12 protein-coding genes and 1 pseudogene are annotated in these 16,120 nt (G+C 72.5%); 5 read left to right on the top strand and 8 right to left on the bottom strand.

The annotated features are described in order from the left end of the window. The coding region (locus ACLU3S_RS29430) for an LPXTG cell wall anchor domain-containing protein (RefSeq protein WP_413955003.1) at positions 1-184 on the top strand (184 nt) is incomplete at its 5' end. A gap of 50 nt (positions 185-234) precedes the next feature. Here the strand turns inward: ACLU3S_RS29430 and ACLU3S_RS29425 are convergent. Further along, the gene (locus tag ACLU3S_RS29425; protein ID WP_413955002.1) at positions 235-1,095 is read right to left on the bottom strand and encodes an esterase/lipase family protein; all 861 of its coding nucleotides are present in this window, start codon (positions 1,093-1,095) and stop codon (positions 235-237) included. A gap of 345 nt (positions 1,096-1,440) precedes the next feature. Between ACLU3S_RS29425 and ACLU3S_RS29420 the strand changes: the two are divergent. Further along, a pseudogene (locus tag ACLU3S_RS29420) lies at positions 1,441-1,512 on the top strand (cupin domain-containing protein); the annotation flags it as partial. Positions 1,513-1,516: 4 nt separating this feature from the next. Here ACLU3S_RS29420 and ACLU3S_RS29415 read toward each other — a convergent pair. The 4 genes from ACLU3S_RS29415 to ACLU3S_RS29400 form a co-directional block, all read right to left on the bottom strand. Next, positions 1,517-2,491 (bottom strand): DNA polymerase Y family protein, encoded by a 975-nt coding sequence (locus ACLU3S_RS29415; protein WP_413955001.1) that lies wholly within the window; start codon positions 2,489-2,491, stop codon positions 1,517-1,519. Continuing rightward, positions 2,488-5,988 (bottom strand): DNA polymerase III subunit alpha, encoded by a 3,501-nt coding sequence (locus ACLU3S_RS29410; protein WP_413955000.1) that lies wholly within the window; start codon positions 5,986-5,988, stop codon positions 2,488-2,490. Before ACLU3S_RS29410 ends, ACLU3S_RS29415 begins: the two co-directional genes overlap by 4 nt. A 190-nt stretch (positions 5,989-6,178) precedes the next feature. Further along, positions 6,179-7,264 carry a S1 family peptidase gene (locus tag ACLU3S_RS29405; protein WP_413954999.1) on the bottom strand — a complete coding sequence of 362 codons (1,086 nt, stop codon included), beginning with the start codon at positions 7,262-7,264 and terminating at the stop codon, positions 6,179-6,181. 266 nt (positions 7,265-7,530) lie between these two features. After that, positions 7,531-8,430: a S1 family peptidase gene (locus tag ACLU3S_RS29400; RefSeq protein WP_413954998.1), complete on the bottom strand. Its 900-nt coding sequence runs from the start codon at positions 8,428-8,430 to the stop codon at positions 7,531-7,533. Positions 8,431-9,272: 842 nt separating this feature from the next. On the opposite strand from ACLU3S_RS29400, the gene ACLU3S_RS29395 reads away from it, so the two are divergent. After that, positions 9,273-9,710: a cell division protein SepF gene (locus ACLU3S_RS29395; RefSeq protein ID WP_413954997.1), complete on the top strand. Its 438-nt coding sequence runs from the start codon at positions 9,273-9,275 to the stop codon at positions 9,708-9,710. A gap of 36 nt (positions 9,711-9,746) precedes the next feature. On the opposite strand, the gene ACLU3S_RS29390 is transcribed toward ACLU3S_RS29395, so the two are convergent. Together ACLU3S_RS29390 and ACLU3S_RS29385 are read right to left on the bottom strand one after the other, a co-directional pair. Then, positions 9,747-10,937, bottom strand: a complete 1,191-nt coding sequence (locus ACLU3S_RS29390) for an acyl-CoA dehydrogenase family protein (protein WP_413954996.1) — start codon at positions 10,935-10,937, stop codon at positions 9,747-9,749. A 104-nt stretch (positions 10,938-11,041) separates the two neighbouring features. Beyond that, on the bottom strand, positions 11,042-12,655 hold the full coding sequence (locus ACLU3S_RS29385) for an MFS transporter (protein ID WP_413954995.1): 1,614 nt from the start codon (positions 12,653-12,655) through the stop codon (positions 11,042-11,044). Between the two features lie 260 nt (positions 12,656-12,915). Here ACLU3S_RS29385 and ACLU3S_RS29380 point away from each other — a divergent pair, with 260 nt between their 5' ends. Continuing rightward, positions 12,916-14,127 (top strand): glycosyltransferase family 39 protein, encoded by a 1,212-nt coding sequence (locus ACLU3S_RS29380; RefSeq protein WP_413954994.1) that lies wholly within the window; start codon positions 12,916-12,918, stop codon positions 14,125-14,127. 236 nt (positions 14,128-14,363) lie between these two features. Next, positions 14,364-15,377: a phosphatase PAP2 family protein gene (locus ACLU3S_RS29375; RefSeq protein WP_413954993.1), complete on the top strand. Its 1,014-nt coding sequence runs from the start codon at positions 14,364-14,366 to the stop codon at positions 15,375-15,377. Between the two features lie 78 nt (positions 15,378-15,455). Here ACLU3S_RS29375 and ACLU3S_RS29370 read toward each other — a convergent pair whose 3' ends face one another. Beyond that, positions 15,456-15,671 (bottom strand): proteinase inhibitor I78, encoded by a 216-nt coding sequence (locus ACLU3S_RS29370; protein ID WP_413954992.1) that lies wholly within the window; start codon positions 15,669-15,671, stop codon positions 15,456-15,458. Positions 15,672-16,120 lie beyond the last annotated feature (449 nt).

Raw genomic sequence — 16,120 nt, 5'->3', positions numbered from 1 at the left:
GGCGGCGTCCACCGCCGCCGACGCGCCGAAGGCGGCCGGTGCGCCGGAGAACCTCGCGGAGACCGGGGCGGCCGCGGGCACCTCGTACCTGGCGGTCGGCGCCTCCGCGGCCCTGGCGCTGGGCTCGGCCGCGCTGTTCCTGTCGGTCCGGCGGCGTTCGACGGGCGGCGACCGCCGCCGCTGAGGTTTCCGGGGCCTGTCCGGCGGCTCAGGCCGGACGGGCCCCGGCGGTCGTCAGCTCAGGGCCGAGGCGCAGGTGGTGGCGTGCGCGTGGGCCGGGTCGAGGGCGTTGGCGACCTCGTGGAAGGCGATCCGGTCGAACAGGCCGATCGCCACGTGTTCCGAGAAGTCGAGCGGGCACAGGTTCTGGAGCAGGACGTTGCGGACGTCCGAGCCGGTCAGGTACTGGCTGCGCCAAGGCGTGGCCACTTCGTCGTACTTGGTCGCGATGACGGTGTAGTGCACTCCGGGGACGGTGTCGCCGCCCTCGTTGAGTTTGGTCAGGAAGGCGGAGCCGGCCACCTGGTCGGCGAGGCCGGGGGTGGTGGCCTTGAGGAGGTCGGCGGCGCCGGGGAAGTACGGCAGCAGCTTGGTGAGTCCGTCGAGGTCGGTGCCGTGGTTGTCGGGGGCGAGGCCGACGAGGGCGTTGACCTTGTCCGCACCGCCGAGGAACTTCAGGTAGTAGCGGGGCATCATGCCTCCCTGGGAGTGCCCGACCAGGTCGACCTTGGCGGCTCCGGTGGCGGCGAGCACCGTGTCCACGAAGGACGACAGCTGCCCGGCCGACCGGTCGATGGGTCCGAGGCCGTAGAAGAACGGGACGCCCGGCAACTGCCCGTAGTCGAGGGAGAAGACGCAGTACCCGCGGTGCTCCAGGTAGGGCGCGAGGGAGAGCCAGTTGTCGACCGAGTTGCCCAGGGTGCCGTGCACCAGGACGACCGGGCGGGGATGGGCGGCGGAGGGCTTGCAGGAGTAGTCGTTCCAGCCCCTGCTGGGAGCGGTGGAAGCGCGGGCGGTGGCGGCGGGGACGGTGGCGACGGCGGCGGCGAGGAGCAGCGCGGCGAGGGGTCTGAGGGCTCTCTTCCAGGGCAGCATCGGGTGATCTCCTTGCGGCTCAAGGGAGGTACGACGGCCTTACCCTGTGATCCGGATCACGAGGATGCTGTTCACTCGTCAAGTTACGAGCGAGTAGGTCGACTGTGAAGTTACGCGCGAGTAAAAACTTCCAGTGATAACCAGCGAGGCATCGGGCCCCGACGAACCGTCACCAGGCGGGCCGCACCGGACCGTAGGGCGCGAGCCTCGCCAAACCCTCCCGCAACACGCGCACTTCACCCTCGCCCAGCAGTTCGACCCATCCCCCGACGACCTCGCCGGCCGCCTCCTCCGCCGCCCGGGCGCCCGGGCGCCTGCCCACACCGTCAGCAGGGAGGAGACCGGGTCACCACCTCCGTCGGCCTCACGGCCGAGCTGGCGGACGGCACCCGCATCACGCCGCCGTGGGCCAACTGACCCGTCACGCCGCGAGTCTGCCCGGCATCACCGCGCGCGGCCCGAACTTCGCCCGCGCGCGGTCCGCGACCTCCTCGATGCGGCGCACCTTCTCGTCCACGGGGTCGAAGGTGAGCTGGTGGGAGGCCTGGTCGGCGGGGGCCAGGCCCTCGGCGCGCAGGGCGAGCGCGCGGACCCGGGCGCGCTGCAGGCCGAGCGCCTCGTACATGCCGTAGGCCGCCTTCGTCAGGGCCGCCGAGTGCGCGGTCGGCTCCTGCAGGGTGCGGGTGCGGGTGGTCGAGGAGCGGTCGGCGTAGCGCACGGTGAGGGTCAGGGTGCGGCAGATCTTCTCCACCGCGCGCAGCCGGCCGCCCAGCTCCTCGGCGGCGGACAGCAGCGCCCCGCGGTGCCGCTCGGGGTCCAGCTCGTCGGTGTCGAAGGGGCGTTCGGCGGCCAGGGACCGGGACACGGCGTTCGGCACGACCCGGCCCCGGTCGACACCGCTCGCCTTCTCGCGCAGCTCGCGGCCCGCCTTCGCGCCGATCAGCCGCTGGAGCGTGGACAGCGGCGCGGCGGCGACCAGGCCCAGGGTGTCCAGGCCGTACTCGGACAGGGTGCGGGCGGTCGCCGCGCCGACACCGGGCAGCACGGACACCGGCCGCTCGGCGAGGAACTCCGCGATGCCGTCCGGGTCCTCGGGCACCACACAGGTCACGCCGGGCCGGGCGCCCAGCAGCGCCACCCTGGCCAGCATCGGTCCCGGAGCGGCGCCGATGACGCAGTCGACGCCGTACCGGGCGAGGGCCCGCACCCGGATCACCGAGGCCAGCTCCACCGCGCTGCGCCCGAAGTACCGCTCGGCGCCGCGCAGATCGGCCAGCGCCCCGTCCGGTGGCAGCGCCTCCACGACCGGGGTGAAGTCCTCCAGCAGTCCGAGCAGTCCCGGCAGGGCGGCCTCGTGCATCGGCGGCAGCTGGAAACGTACGCAGAGAATGGTCATCCCGCACTCCCCGGACTCTGGTGCCACAACTTCCTTCCCACCGCGGGCCCTTCGCCCGCGGGGCGCAGATCGGCCCAGGGGTGCATCTCGTACCCCGTGGACATGCGGATCGTCCGGCCCTCCATCGGGTCGGGGGCCGCCGAACCGGCCGACCGGGGCAGTCCGCCGGAACCGGCGGGCCGGGCCCGGGACGGTCCGTTCTCGCCCTGCGGCTCCGGTCCGTCCGCGCCGGACGGTTCGGCGAGCCGGGCCGCGACCCCGTCGAGCCCCTCCGCGTCGCGGACGTCCACCAGGTCGGCGAGGTTCCACGCGGCGGAGCCCACCACGCTCAGACTGCGCGGCCCGCGCCGCTGCACCACCCCGCGCACCAGCAGCAGCCAGGAGTGGAAGACGGTGTGGGCGCAGGCGTCGTGCGAGTCGTCGAAGAAGGCGAGGTCGACCAGGCCCGTGCCGTCGTCCAGCGTGGAGAAGATGACCCGCTTGCCGGACCGGATCGGCGGGGTCTGGGTGGCCGCCTTGGCGCCCGCGACCAGCACGGTCTCGCCGTGCCGGGCCTCGCGCAGCCGACGCGCGGAGACCACGCCCAGCTCCTTCAGGAACTCCCGGTGGTCGTCCATCAGATTGCGCGAGGCGTCCATGGACAGCACGCCCAGCTCGGCGCTGAGCCGCTCCGCCGACGTCAGGTCCGGCAGCCCGGCCGGTGCGGTCTTCCGCCCGCCCGCGAGCGGGAGCTGGCCGCCGCCACCGCCCCGGGCGCCCCGGTGCAGCTCGGTCAGATGCAGCTGCAGGTCGCGCCGGTTGGCGCCGAAGGCGTCCAGCGCCCCCACCTGGGCGAGCCTCTGGGCCAGCGGCCGGCTCGGCCGGGCCCGCTCCCAGAAGTCCACCAGGGAGGAGTACGGCTGCCCGTCCTCGATCCGCTTCGCCTCGGCCTCGCTGATGCCGTGCACGTCGCAGAGCGCGAGCCGCAGCCCCCACACCTCCGGCGATTCAGACACCAGTTCGATACGATGGGCGACCCCGGACGCGTTCACGTCCAACGGCAGGATCGGCACCCCGCGCCGCCGCGCGTCCGCCAGCAGCAGCCGCTTGGGGTACATCCCCGGGTCGTGCGTGAGCAGCCCGGCGTAGAAGGCGGCCGGGTGATGGGCCTTCAGCCAGGCCGACTGGTACGTCGGCACGGCGAAGGCGACGGCATGCGCCTTGCAGAACCCGTACGACCCGAACGCCTCCACGATCTCCCAGGTCCGCCCGATCGTCTCCGCGCTGTACCCCCTGGCCGCCGCGGCCTGCGCGAACCAGACCCTGATCCGCCCCTGCGACTCCGGGTCCGACAGCCCGCGCCGCACCCGGTCGGCCTCGCCGCGCCCGCAGCCGGTCATGATCGCGACGATGTCGATGACCTGCTCGTGGAAGACGACGACCCCGTACGTCCCCTTCAGCGGTTCCTCCAGGTCCGGGTGCGGGTAGCGCACCGGCGCCCGCCCGTGCCGCGCCTCGATGAACGGCCGCACCATGTCGGCGGCGACGGGCCCGGGCCGGAACAGCGAGATGTCCACGACCAGGTCGTGGAAGGTGCTCGGCTGCAGCCGGCCCACCAGATCCCGCTGGCCGGGCGACTCGATCTGGAAGCAGCCCAGCGTCTCGGCGGAGCGGATCAGCTGGTACGTCCTCGCGTCCCCGGGCGGCACCGCGTCCAGGTCGACCCGCTCCCCCGTCGCCCGCGCCACCTCGGCGACCGCGTGCGCCATGGCCGACTGCATCCGCACGCCCAGCACGTCGAGCTTGAGCAGCCCGAGATCCTCCACGTCCTCCTTGTCGAACTGCGCCATCGGCAGCCCCTCGCCGCTGGTCGGCACCACCGGCGTGCGGGCGAGCAGGGAGGCGTCGGAAAGCAGCACCCCGCACGGGTGCATGGCGACGCCCCGCGGCAGGGCGTCGAGCGCCTCGACCAGCTCCCACAGCCTGCCGTACTTCTCCTTCTCCCCCGCGAGCCGCTTCAGTTCGGGCAGCTCCGCCAGCGCCGCGCGGGCGTCCCGGGCGCGGATGTGCGGGAAGGACTTGGCGACCCGGTCGATCTCGGCCGGGTCCATGGACAGGGCGGCGCCCACGTCCCGGATCGCATGCCGCACCCGATAGGTCTCCGGCATGGAGACGGTCGCGACGCGCTCCTCGCCGAACCGGCCGATGATCGCCCGGTACACCTCCAGCCGGCGCGCGGACTCCACGTCGATGTCGATGTCGGGCAGCACCACGCGCTCCTTCGACAGGAAGCGCTCCATCAGCAGCCCGTGTTCGACCGGGTCGGCGTGCGCGATCCCGAGGAGGTGGTTGACGAGCGACCCGGCGCCGGAGCCGCGGGCGGCCACCCGGATCCCCATCCCCCTGACGTCGTCCACGACCTGCGCGACGGTCAGGAAGTAGGAGGCGAATCCGTGGTGGGCGATGATGTCCAGCTCATGGTGCATCCGCTCCCAGTACGCACGCCTGCCGCCGTAGCCGAGCCGCACCATGCCCGCCGCCGCCCGCGAGGCGAGCGCCCGCTGTGCGGTGCGGCGGCCGGCGCCGACGAGGTGCGGCTCGGGGAAGTGGACGGTGCCGATGCCGAGGTCGTCCTCGGGGTCGACCCGGCACTCGGCGGCCGTGGCCCGGGTCTGCTCCAGCAGCCGGTGGGCGGTGTCCCGCCGGTAGCCGGCCGCCTCCACCACCTGCTCGGCGATGCCCAGCATGGCCTGCGCGTCCTTCAGCCACGCCGCCCCGGAGTCCAGCTCCCCGACCGAGCCGACGGGCACCAGGCGCCGGGCGGCGTCCAGCACGTCGGCGACCTGGCCCATCCCGGGATCGGCGTACCGGACGGCGTTGCTGAGCACGGGCCGCACCCGCTGCTCGGCGGCGAAGCCGACCGTGCGGGCGGCGAGCCGCAGCGAACCGGGCCCGGTACCCGTACGGCCGTGCCACACGGCCTCCAGCCGCAGCGCGTCCCCGTAGACCTCGCGCCAGGGGCCCAGAAGCCTCGCGGCCCGGTCGGACCGCCCCGCGGCAAGGGCGCGCCCGACGTCCGAGTCCGGGCCGAGCAGCACCACCAGGCCGTCGCCGTGGTTGCCGGACCAGGGGAGCAGCGGCGCCCCCTCCCCCGCGTGCGCCGCCGTGACGAGCCGGCACAGATCGGCCCACCCCCGGGCCCCGTCGCGGGCGAGAAAGGTCACCCGGGGCGCCGACTCGTCGAGGAAGGCGCCGCCCCGCACCGGGGTGCGGCGCCCCTCGCGCCGTACGGTCTCCGCCTCCGCCTCGACCGCGAGATCCACGCCGAACAGCGGGCGGACCCCCGCTCGGGCGCAGGCCTTGGCGAAGCGCACCGTGCCGGCGAGGGTGTCGCGGTCGGTGAGCGCGAGGGCGTCCATGCCCCGCTCGGAGGCGCGCTCGGCCAGCCGCTCCGGGTGCGAGGCCCCGTACCTCAGGGAGAACCCGGAGACGGTGTGCAGATGCGCGAAGCCCGGCACACGCACCTCCCGCACTCGTGAGCCCCGAACGACTCTCGAACATCAGTTCCCTACTCCCCACCCACCATACCCTCATTCTCGAACATGTGTACGACATCCGTTCGAGCGCCTCTCACCTGCGCAAACAAAACGGCCCCGCCCCCTTGAACCCAAGAACACGGGGCGGGGCCGCGCGGAGTGCGGGACCGGGTCAGCCGATCCGCGCCCCCGTGGCCGACAGGACCGCGGTGACCGGCTGGAAGAACGTCTCCCCGCCGGAGGCGCAGTCGCCGCTGCCGCCGGAGGTCAGGCCGATCGCGTTGCCGCCGGAGAACAGCGAGCCCCCGCTGTCGCCCGGCTCGGCGCACACATCGGTCTGGATCAGCCCGCTGACCGTGCCCTCGGAGTAGTTCACGGTGGCGTTCAGGCCGGTGACCGTGCCCTCGCGCACCTGGGTCGTCGAGCCGCTGCGCGTGACCCTCATCCCCACCGTGGCCTCGGCGGCCCCGGTGATCTTCTGGGTCGAGCCGTCGTACAGGTCGACCTCGCTCGGGTGATCGGTGTTCGAGGTGTACTTGACCAGACCGAAATCGGTGCCCGGGAAGTGGGACTCCGCGTTCTGCCCGATCTGCCGGCCGCTGGAGTCCGACCAGGTGGAGATGGCCGCGGTGCAGTGCCCGGCGGTCAGGAAGTACGGCTCGCCGTCCTTGACCACGTTGAAGCCGAGCGAGCAGCGCCCGCCGGAACCGGTGATGGCGTCGCCGCCGGCGATGAAGGGCTTGAACTCGCCCCGGGACCGCTTCAGTTCGGCCTTGCCGCCGAGTCCGTCGACCACCTTGCCCAGCCTGGCCCACTCCGCGCCGGACACCGTCCTGTCGGCGGTGACGACGACCTTGTCGGAGACCGGGTCCGTCGCCCAGGAGGTGCCTGGTATGGCCGCGTCCCGCTTCAGCGTCGCACGCGCGCCGTCGAGTTCGGCGAGCGAGTTGGCGACGATTCTCGCCTTGGCCCCGGCCGCCTCGACGGTCTTCGCGGCGGCCTGGTCGAGCACGTTGACGACGAGGTTCTTCGACCGGGCGTCGTAGTAGCTGCCGGCTGCCGCGCCGGCTCCCAGGCGCGAGCCGAGCGTGGAGGCGAGTGTTCCGGCCGCCGGGGCGGAGAGCACCCGAAGTTGCGTGGCGGACGTCGCGGGTTCACTGGCGTTCGCGTTCTGCAAGGTGACTCCGGCTGCGACCAGCGCGGCGACTGCCGCGCCGGCCAGGGCGGCCCGCCGCCCGGATATGCGTCGGTGTTTCAACTCACGTCCTCCTGTGGGGGGACGGCCGGCCGGGTTGTGGGGACCCGGCCGGCCGGAAGACCGGTTGGCGGGCGCCCACTCTTCCGAATCGCACAGGGAGCACACAAGTCCGCCGTCAGGACGCGCGTGGATTCTTCACGGACGTGACGGGAGCTCAGGGCCCCTTGTCGCCACGGCCTCGCGCCCCGCCCCAGCGCCGCCGCACAACGGCAGGCCCCCGCACGCGCCATGGCGTGCGGGGGCCGATGGAGCCGGGGCCGGACCCGTCAGGGAAGCGTGACCCCGTAGTAGCTCAGCGCCTCGGTCACCGGCTGGAAGAACGTCGTACCGCCGGAGGTGCAGTCGCCGCTGCCGCCGGACGTCAGCCCGTAGGCGGTGCTGCCGTAGTACAGCGGGCCGCCGCTGTCGCCGCCCTCGGCGCAGACCGTGGTCTGGATCAGCCCGTACACGATGTCACCGCCGCCGTAGTTGACGGTCGCGTTCAGCGCGGTGACCCGCCCGCTGTGCGTACCGGTGGTGGACCCGCGCCGGTACACGGTCTGGCCGACGCTGGGCGTCGCCGCACGGGTGATGGACTGGCTGCCCACCGCACTCGGGTGCGAGATCGAGGAGTTGGTGTACCGCACCAGCGCGAAGTCGTTGCCCGGGAAGCTGTAGCCGACGTTGGTGCCGAGCACCGTGCTGTGGCTGGAGTTGCTGTACCAGGTGGAGGCCACCTGGCCGCAGTGGCCGGCGGTCAGGAAGTAGTACGTGCTGCCGCTGTGCACGTTGAAGCCGAGCGAGCAGCGGTACTGGCCGCCGTAGATGGCGTCGCCGCCAGTGATCAGCTTGTTGAACCTGCCGGGGGTGTGCTTGATGGTGAGTGCGCCCGCGTCGGCGCCGGCCTGCTTCTTGATCTTGGCGATCTCGGCCTTGGACACGGTGCTGTCGACGGTCACGACGACCCGGTTCGTCTTGCTGTCGACGGCCCAGGCGGTGCCGGGGACGTCCGCCTCGAGGACGGAGTCGTTGGCCTTCGCGAGCTGGGTGGCGCTGAACGGGTGGGCGTCGCTCGCGTTCGCGGTGGGGGTGGCGAACGCGGCCGCGGCCAGCAGTCCGGAGGCCACGGCGATCAGCCGGGTCCGTCTCGCCGTGCCGCTGCGGGGAGTGGTGCGCTTGATCCTCACTTTTCGTTCCCTCCAAGGGAAGTCGGGGGCCCGCGTGGGGTCGGGGCCCGTGAGGCGCAGCCAGGGGGGTGGCCGGATTCCGAACCGCATGCCCCTGACAAGCGCTGAGGGGGAGTATTCGGCCGAACGGCCGGTCGGCACAAGGGTGCCTTTCGGCCGTTGCACTTTAAACCGCCTTTGCCCGGTGTTCCCCTGACACCCCGTCGGTGCCGGCTCGGCGCGCACTCCGTTGCCATGCGGCCCGTCGCCCTCGGCGGCCGTCGGCACGGCACCCTCGCCGTCCGCCGCCCGCTCCCCGGGAATGTCCGGAAGTCGACCCTCCGCATAGCGCACCGTGTCGTCGGTGAACACGGCGAGTCCGCGGCGCGCGAGTTCATCCCCGGCAGCGGGGACCGCGCCTGCCGCCGGACGCGTCCGCCGCCCGGCGGGTACGGGTCCAGGCGTTGGATGTCCCGGCACGCCGTCGCCCACCAGTAGGACACGGAATTCCTGAACGAGTTCCGCTGCCCGGACATCGATGCGGCCTTCAAAAGGGACACACCAGCAGTCCGCCGGATTTCCACGGCTCCTGAACGGTCGTCAAGTACTTGACGTCACGCAACCCGTCGTTCACCCGTACGCTCCGTACATCACCCGTACGCGGGCGACAATAATATTTCACTCTCAGTCAGCAGCCGTATGAGTCACGGCCCTTGGGGCACAAGGACTCTCGACGGATCGGCTGTGCACCAGTACCGTCACAAACCCCCCGCGCGGCGTCTATTCACTTGGCGCGCCGTCCGCATCATGGATGACCATAGGGATGCGGAAAGCAAGAAAGACCGCTGTGAGAGGAGGCGTCCATGGGATCGGTACGCAAGGCGAGTGCGTGGCTCGGCCTCGTCGACGACAACGATGACGAGCGTTACTACGACGACGAGTACTCCGAGGGCACCGAGTCCGGGGACGCCTGGGTGACCGACCCCCGGGTGAAGGTGGCCTCGGACACGGCCGAGGAGAAGGGCCGCCGGATCGGCACGGTCACCCCGGACAGCTTCCGGGACGCCCGCTCCATCGGCGAGCTGTTCCGGGACGGCGTCCCGGTCATCATGAACCTCACGAACATGGAGCCCGGCGACGCCAAGCGGGTCGTGGACTTCGCCGCGGGGCTCATCTTCGGTCTGCGCGGCTCGATCGACCGGGTCTCGAACCGGGTCTTCCTGCTGACGCCGGCCGACACGGAGATCATCAGCGGCGAGGCCTCCGGGCACCGCGACGACGGCTTCTTCAACCAGAGCTGAGGCGGGGCCGCGCACCGGCCCCGCCCCCGCCGGGGCTCACCGGAACGCGTCGAGCCCCGTCAGCGCCTTGCCCAGCACGAGCTGGTGCATCTCGACGGTGCCCTCGTAGGTGAGGACCGATTCGAGGTTGGTCGCATGCCGCATGACGGGGTACTCCAGGGAGATCCCGTTGGCGCCGAGGATCGTCCGCGCCGTGCGGCAGATCTCGATGGCCTCGCGGACGTTGTTGAGCTTGCCGAAGCTGACCTGCTCGGGGCGCAGGCGGCCGGCGTCCATCCGCCGCCCCAGATGGTGGGCGAGCAGAATCCCCTTGTGCAGCTCCACGGCCATGTCGGCGAGCTTGGCCTGGGTGAGCTGGAAACCCCCGATGGGCCGCCCGAACTGCTCGCGCGTCCTCGCGTATTCCAGCGCGGCCTCGAAGCAGCTGCGCGCGGCGCCCATCGCGCCCCAGACGATGCCGTACCGGGCGTGCGAGAGACAGCTGAGCGGCCCGCGCAGGCCGACGACCTCGGGCAGCACGGCGGTGGCGGGCAGCCGCACGTCATCCAGGACGAGCTCGCTGGTGACGGAGGCGCGCAGGGACCACTTGTGCTTGATCTCCGGCGCCGAGAAGCCGGGGCTGTCCGCCGGCACGACGAAGCCCCGGATGCCCTCCTCGGTCTGCGCCCAGACGACGGCCACCCCGGCGACCGAGCCGTTGGTGATCCACATCTTGCGTCCGTTGAGCACCCAGTCGTCGCCGTCGCGCTTGGCGTGGGTGCGCATGGCGGCGGGGTCGGAGCCGTGGTCGGGCTCGGTCAGCCCGAAGCAGCCGATCACCTCGCCGGCGGCCATCCGCGGCAGCCACTGCAGCTTCTGCTCCTCGCTGCCGAAGCGGTGGATCGCGTACATGGCCAAGGAGCCCTGCACGGAGACCAGCGACCGGATGCCCGAGTCGGCCGCCTCCAGCTCCAGGCAGGCGAGGCCGTACTGCACGGCCGTCGCGCCCGCGCAGCCGTAGCCCTGGAGGGACATCCCGAGGGCGCCGACGGAGCCGAGTTCGCGCGCGAGTTCCCGGATCACGGGCAGCTCGCCCTTCTCGTACCAGTCGGCGACGTGGGGCAGCACCCGGTCGGCCGCCCAGCCGCGGACGGTGTCCCGGATCGCCAGGTCCTCCGGGTCCAGCAGGTCGTCGATCCCGAGCGGGTCGGCGGCATCGAACGGGGGCAGCTTCGCGGACGCGGACATGGAACACCCTCCGGAACACTCAGGCACGCGCACTTAAACTAGCAGCGCTAGTTACGACGTCGCAGCCGACGTTACGGTGCAGTGTCCCGCACGTCCAGAGGGGGTCAGGCGGAGACCCGCGGCTTCTGCGCCTCGCGCGGGGCGGGCAGCTCCACCTCGGCCGGGGCCGGCTCGGCGGGGCAGTGCATGATCCGCGGCAGCCGCAGCGCCATCACCGCGCCCAGCAGCAGCAGACCCGCGCTCACCAGGAGCGTCACATGCAGCCCGTGCACGAAGGAGTCCCGCGCCGCCCGGCGCAGCGCGGCCCCGGCGGACCCGCCGAGGCGTCTGGCCACGTCGTAGGCCTCCCCCAGCGAGTGCGCGGCCGCGTCCGAGGCCGAGGGCGGCACCCCGCGCACCGAGCGGAGCCCGGGCGCGTAGGCCGCGTTCATCACGGTGCCGAGCAGCGCGATCCCGATGCCGGCGCCGAGCTGGTACGACGTCTCGCCGATCGCCGCGGCGCCGCCGGCCTGGTTGGCCGGGGCCTCGCTGAGCATCGACTCGTACGCGCCGAAGAGCGTGGTCTCCAGGCCGAAGCCGAGCAGCACGAAACCGGACAACAGCAGCGGCGGGTCGTCACTGCCGCCCATCGCCGTCAGGGTCAGCACCGCGGCCGCCGTCAGGACGAAGCCGAAGCACACCATCCGGCGCGGCCCGAACCGGCGCAGTATCCGCGCGCCCGCGAGGCCCGCCGCCATCGCCGCGACGGTCAGCGGCAGCAGCCGCAGGCCGGTCGCGAGGGGCGACAGGCCGAGCACCAGCTGCAGGTACTGCGCGGCGATCAGCTCGAGGCCGACCAGCGCGAGCATCGCCAGCACGATGCAGCACACCGAGGTGCTGAACGCGGGCCGGCGGAACATCCGCAGGTCCACCAGCGGATGCGGCAGCCGCCGCTGGCGCCGTACGAAGAGGACGAGGAGGGCGGCGCCGGCCAGCAGCGGGATCAGGGTGAAGGGGCTCGCCGGGTTTTCGCCGCCGCCGAGCCGCTTGACGCCGAGGACGACCCCGAAGAGGCCGGCCGCCGCCATCAGCGCGCCGGTCACGTCCCAGGGGCCGGTGCCGTCGCCCCGGGACTCGGGCAGCAGAATCCGGCCGATCGGGATGCTGACCAGCATCAGCGGGATGTTGACCAGGAAGACCGCGCCCCACCAGAAGTGCTCCAGCAGAAAGCCGCCGAGCAGCGGCCCGACCGCCGCGCCGACCGCGGCGACGGCGCTCCACAGACCGATGGCGAGCGCGCGCTCGCGCCGGTCGGGGAAGACCTGACGGAGGATCGACAGGGTCGCGGGCATGATCATGGCGCCGCCGACGCCGAGCAGCGCCCGGGCGGCGATGAGCATCTCGGCCGTCTGCGCGAACGCGGCCACGGCGGAGGCGACGCCGAAGAGGAAGTAGCCGAGCAACAGGATGCGTCTGCGGCCTGCCCGGTCGCCGAGGGTGCCGAAGAGGATCAGCAGCGAGGCGCAGACCAACGGGTAGACGTCGACGATCCACAGCAGTTGGATGGCGCTGGGCCTGAGGTCCTCGGTGACGGCAGGGACCGCCACGTGCAGCACGGTCGCGTCGAGGGCGACGAGCAGCAGGCTGACACAGAGGACGACGAGGACGACCCAACGGTTGGCACCGGCCCCGGCCGCCCGACGGCGCGGCCGAACGGCAGCCGTGGTCGTCCCGGACATGCACGTACCTCCCAGATGTTCCCTCGCGTGTGCGGACCGACGGGGTGGGGACTCCCTGTCGTACGGCCGGAGAGGAGCGGCGCCTCCGGCCCGCGCGAAACCCACGGGGGTGGCTCGTCAGCGTACGCGAGTTCGCCGCGCGGACACGTGGCGGACATCTCACACGCATGACGGAACCCGTGTGGCGTACGCCACGTCACCCCCTCTTGACCACGACCCGGCGGCCGGTCCGGTTCCCCGCCCGGTCGATAATCGAGCCTGTGACCGATCTTGCAACGCGTGTGGCCGCGCCCCACGCCCGCCTCCTGCGCCGGGCCGTGCCGGCCCTTCTGGGCTTCGCGGCCGTCCGCACGCTGGGGCTGGTCGTGCTGACGGCGTGGAGCGCCGCGCGCGGCAAGAGCGCCCACACGCTGCTGACCGCACGCTGGGACTCGCTCTGGTACACGCGGGTCGCCGAGCTGGGCTACGGCTACCAGGTGCGGCTGCCGAACGGGGACGTGCACTCCAACCTGGCGTTCTTCCCGCTGCTGCCGTGGCTGGAGCGGCTGCTGCACGCGGTCACCCCGCTGTCGTACGCGGACGCGGGCCTCGTGGTGAGCCTTGTGGCCTCGCTCGCCGCGGCGGCCGGGATCTTCGCGGTCGCCGACCTTCTCCACGGGCCGCGGGTCGGTGTCTGCGCCGTGCTGCTGTGGGCGGTGCTGCCGGTCGGGATCGTGCAGTCGATGGCGTACAGCGAGTCGCTGTTCACGGCGCTCGCGGCCTGGGCGCTGTACGCGGTGCTGACCGGGCGGTGGGTGAGCGCCGGCGCGTTGGCGGCGCTCGCCGGGCTGACCCGGCCGGTGGGGGCGGCGGTGGTCGCGGCGGTGTGGGCCGCGGCCGTGGTCTCCTTCGGGCGGGACCGAAGCGCGGCGCACACGGACGGCGCGCACCGAACGACACGCGCCCCTTCGGCCTCCGCGGCAGAGCCGCGCCCGCAGCGGCGGCGCCTGCTCGGCATGCTGATCGCTCCGCTGGGGGCCGCCGGCTATGTGCTCTGGGTCGGGCACCGCACCGGCAAGGGGCCGCTCGGATATCTGGACGTTCAGGCCGGATGGCGCAACGGCTTCGACGGCGGCTACGCCTTCGCACGCTTCATGGCCGACAAGTTCACGTCTTTTCCGTCCGCTCTCGCGGGCGTCGGCCTGATCGTCGGGGTGGGCCTGCTGATCTGGCTGTACGTCACCTGTGTGCGCCAGGGACAGCCGGTCGCGGTGCTGGTGTACACGGGTGTCGTCCTCGCACTCGCCCTGTGCGCGTCAAGTTACTTCGGCTCCAAGCCCCGGCTGCTGCTGCCGGCCTTTCCGGTGCTGTTCCCGCTCGCCCGCGCCCTCGCCCGCCTCCGGACGTCCCGATCGGCCCTGGCCGGAGCCGGGTTGGCGGGCGCGGCGGCGGTCTACGGGGCGTTCTGGCTGAACGGCTCAGGTCCGCCGTGATCCACCCGGCCGGCCGATGACGCCGCGGAGAATTCGGTCCCAGGCCGGGGTTAACGCATTCATAAGCGCCATATAAACAACGCCCGGCATGATCAAAGGAATTGCCGGGACGGCCTCACCGGATTGCGGAATCCGTGGAATTCGGACGGCCCTTGAGAGGTTTCCCACATCACATCGTCATCACAAAGCCCCTGTTTCGACCGGGAACACAGCTCACTCGCTGTAACGTCGATTGGGTGCGTACCGAACGGAACCTCACCCGGCGTCTGGACCGGGTGTTCGCCAGGCTGGACCGTGAGCCGGAACGGCCGGCTCACATCGATGTCCCGAGGATGAGCCGGCACCGGGCCGTGCTGTTCTCGGCGACCCTGGCCTTCTACCTGGCGATCGTGTGGGCCGTGGTGACCACCTCCTGGCTGGTCCGGCTCGACTGGCAGGTCATGTTCTTCCGGCCGTACCAGCAGTGGCCGCAGATCCACGCCTTCCTCGACTACTACGTGGTGCTCGGCCAGCGCGGCCCCACCGCCGTGATGGTCGCGGCCTGGCTGGGCTGGCGCTCCTGGCGGCAGCACACCCTCCGCCCGCTGCTGACCCTGGCCACCTCGCTGCTGCTGCTGAACGCCACGGTCGGTGCCGCCAAGCTCGGCATGGGGCGGCTCGGTCCGCACTACGCGACCGTGATCGGCTCGAACGAGATGGGCCTGGGCGGCGATATATTTCCCAGCGGCCACACCGCCAACGCGGTGGTGACCTGGGGCATCCTGGCCTACCTGGCCTCGACCCCGAGAGCGCGCCGATGGCTGTCGGCGGTGTCCGCGGTCACCTCGCTCGGCGTCGGCATGACCACCGTCTACCTCGGTACGCACTGGCTGAGCGACGTGCTCCTGGGCTGGGCCGCGGGCCTGCTGATCCTGCTCGCCCTGCCGTGGTTCGAGCCGCTGATCGCCCTGACGGAGCGGTGGCTGTTCGACCTGCGCGACCGCTGGCGCGCACGCCGCAGCCTCCCGCTGCCCGAACCGGTCGTCCCGGTCACGCCGGTGGTGCTCAAGCCACGCAGCACGCCTGCCGGTCAGCCCGCGCCGGCCCGCGAGCCGGTCGCCTCGACGCGCGCCTCCCGGGGCCTGGTGCACCTGGCCCCCGGTCCGCACACGGCCCGTTCGGAACGCACCCCGGTCACCCCGGCGGGCAGCCGCCGCCCGCCGCACGCCGACCGGGTGCCGCGCGGCACCTCCCAGCCGGCCCGCCCCTGACGGGCGGCTGCCGGCAGGAACGACGGCGGGATCCGGTACGCACCCCGCCCCGTCCCACGGCGAAGGGCACCGCGGCGGTCAGCCCTTCCAGGCGTGGGCCACCCGTCCGTCCCGGACCTCGAAGTTCAGCCGCCCGACCCGGTACTCCATGGTGATGATCGCGTCCGGCGGCAGCGACCGGACCGTCGGCCAGCCGCGCTCCCGGGCGAGCCGCTCGGCGCTCGCCGCGTCGAGGCCGACGTACCCGTCCGGGCTGTCCTGGGGCTCCGCCGGCGGAGTGGGAATCGGTGCCATGCGACCACGCTAGGCCGCATCCCCCGGCGATGGAAGCCGCACCGGCCGGGTAGGACACGCATCCCCCGCGACGGAAGCCGCACCGGCCGGGTAGGAGCCGTATCCGGCTCCCGTCACGCTTCTGTCACAGCTTCACGGCCGCCGCCGGCTCGAACTCCGTCACACGTACGGGGGTTTCCGTACCGCCCGCCGGGGTAATCGAACAGAATTCACGCGTGTCCTCCCGGCCCTTCCCATTACCCGGCGGAAAGGGTTCGCCGGCGATCGGGTCGTACCCCCGCATGCGAATCCCGGAAGAATCCCGTGCGGTCTCGCGGCAACTGACACCGCATAAGAAATTCACCGATTCAGCACAAGACGGCCGCAGGCCCCCTGCCGGGGCAGACGCCCCGCGATCATCACGGCCCCCGCCCGCGCGCACGTGCGCCGCGGACCGGAACGGTACGCGC

The organism is Streptomyces sp. AF1A (genome assembly GCF_047340315.1).
Lineage (GTDB): Bacteria > Actinomycetota > Actinomycetes > Streptomycetales > Streptomycetaceae > Streptomyces.
The sequence above is the reverse complement of the archived record's forward strand: the minus strand, read 5'-3'. Positions and strand labels throughout refer to the sequence as shown.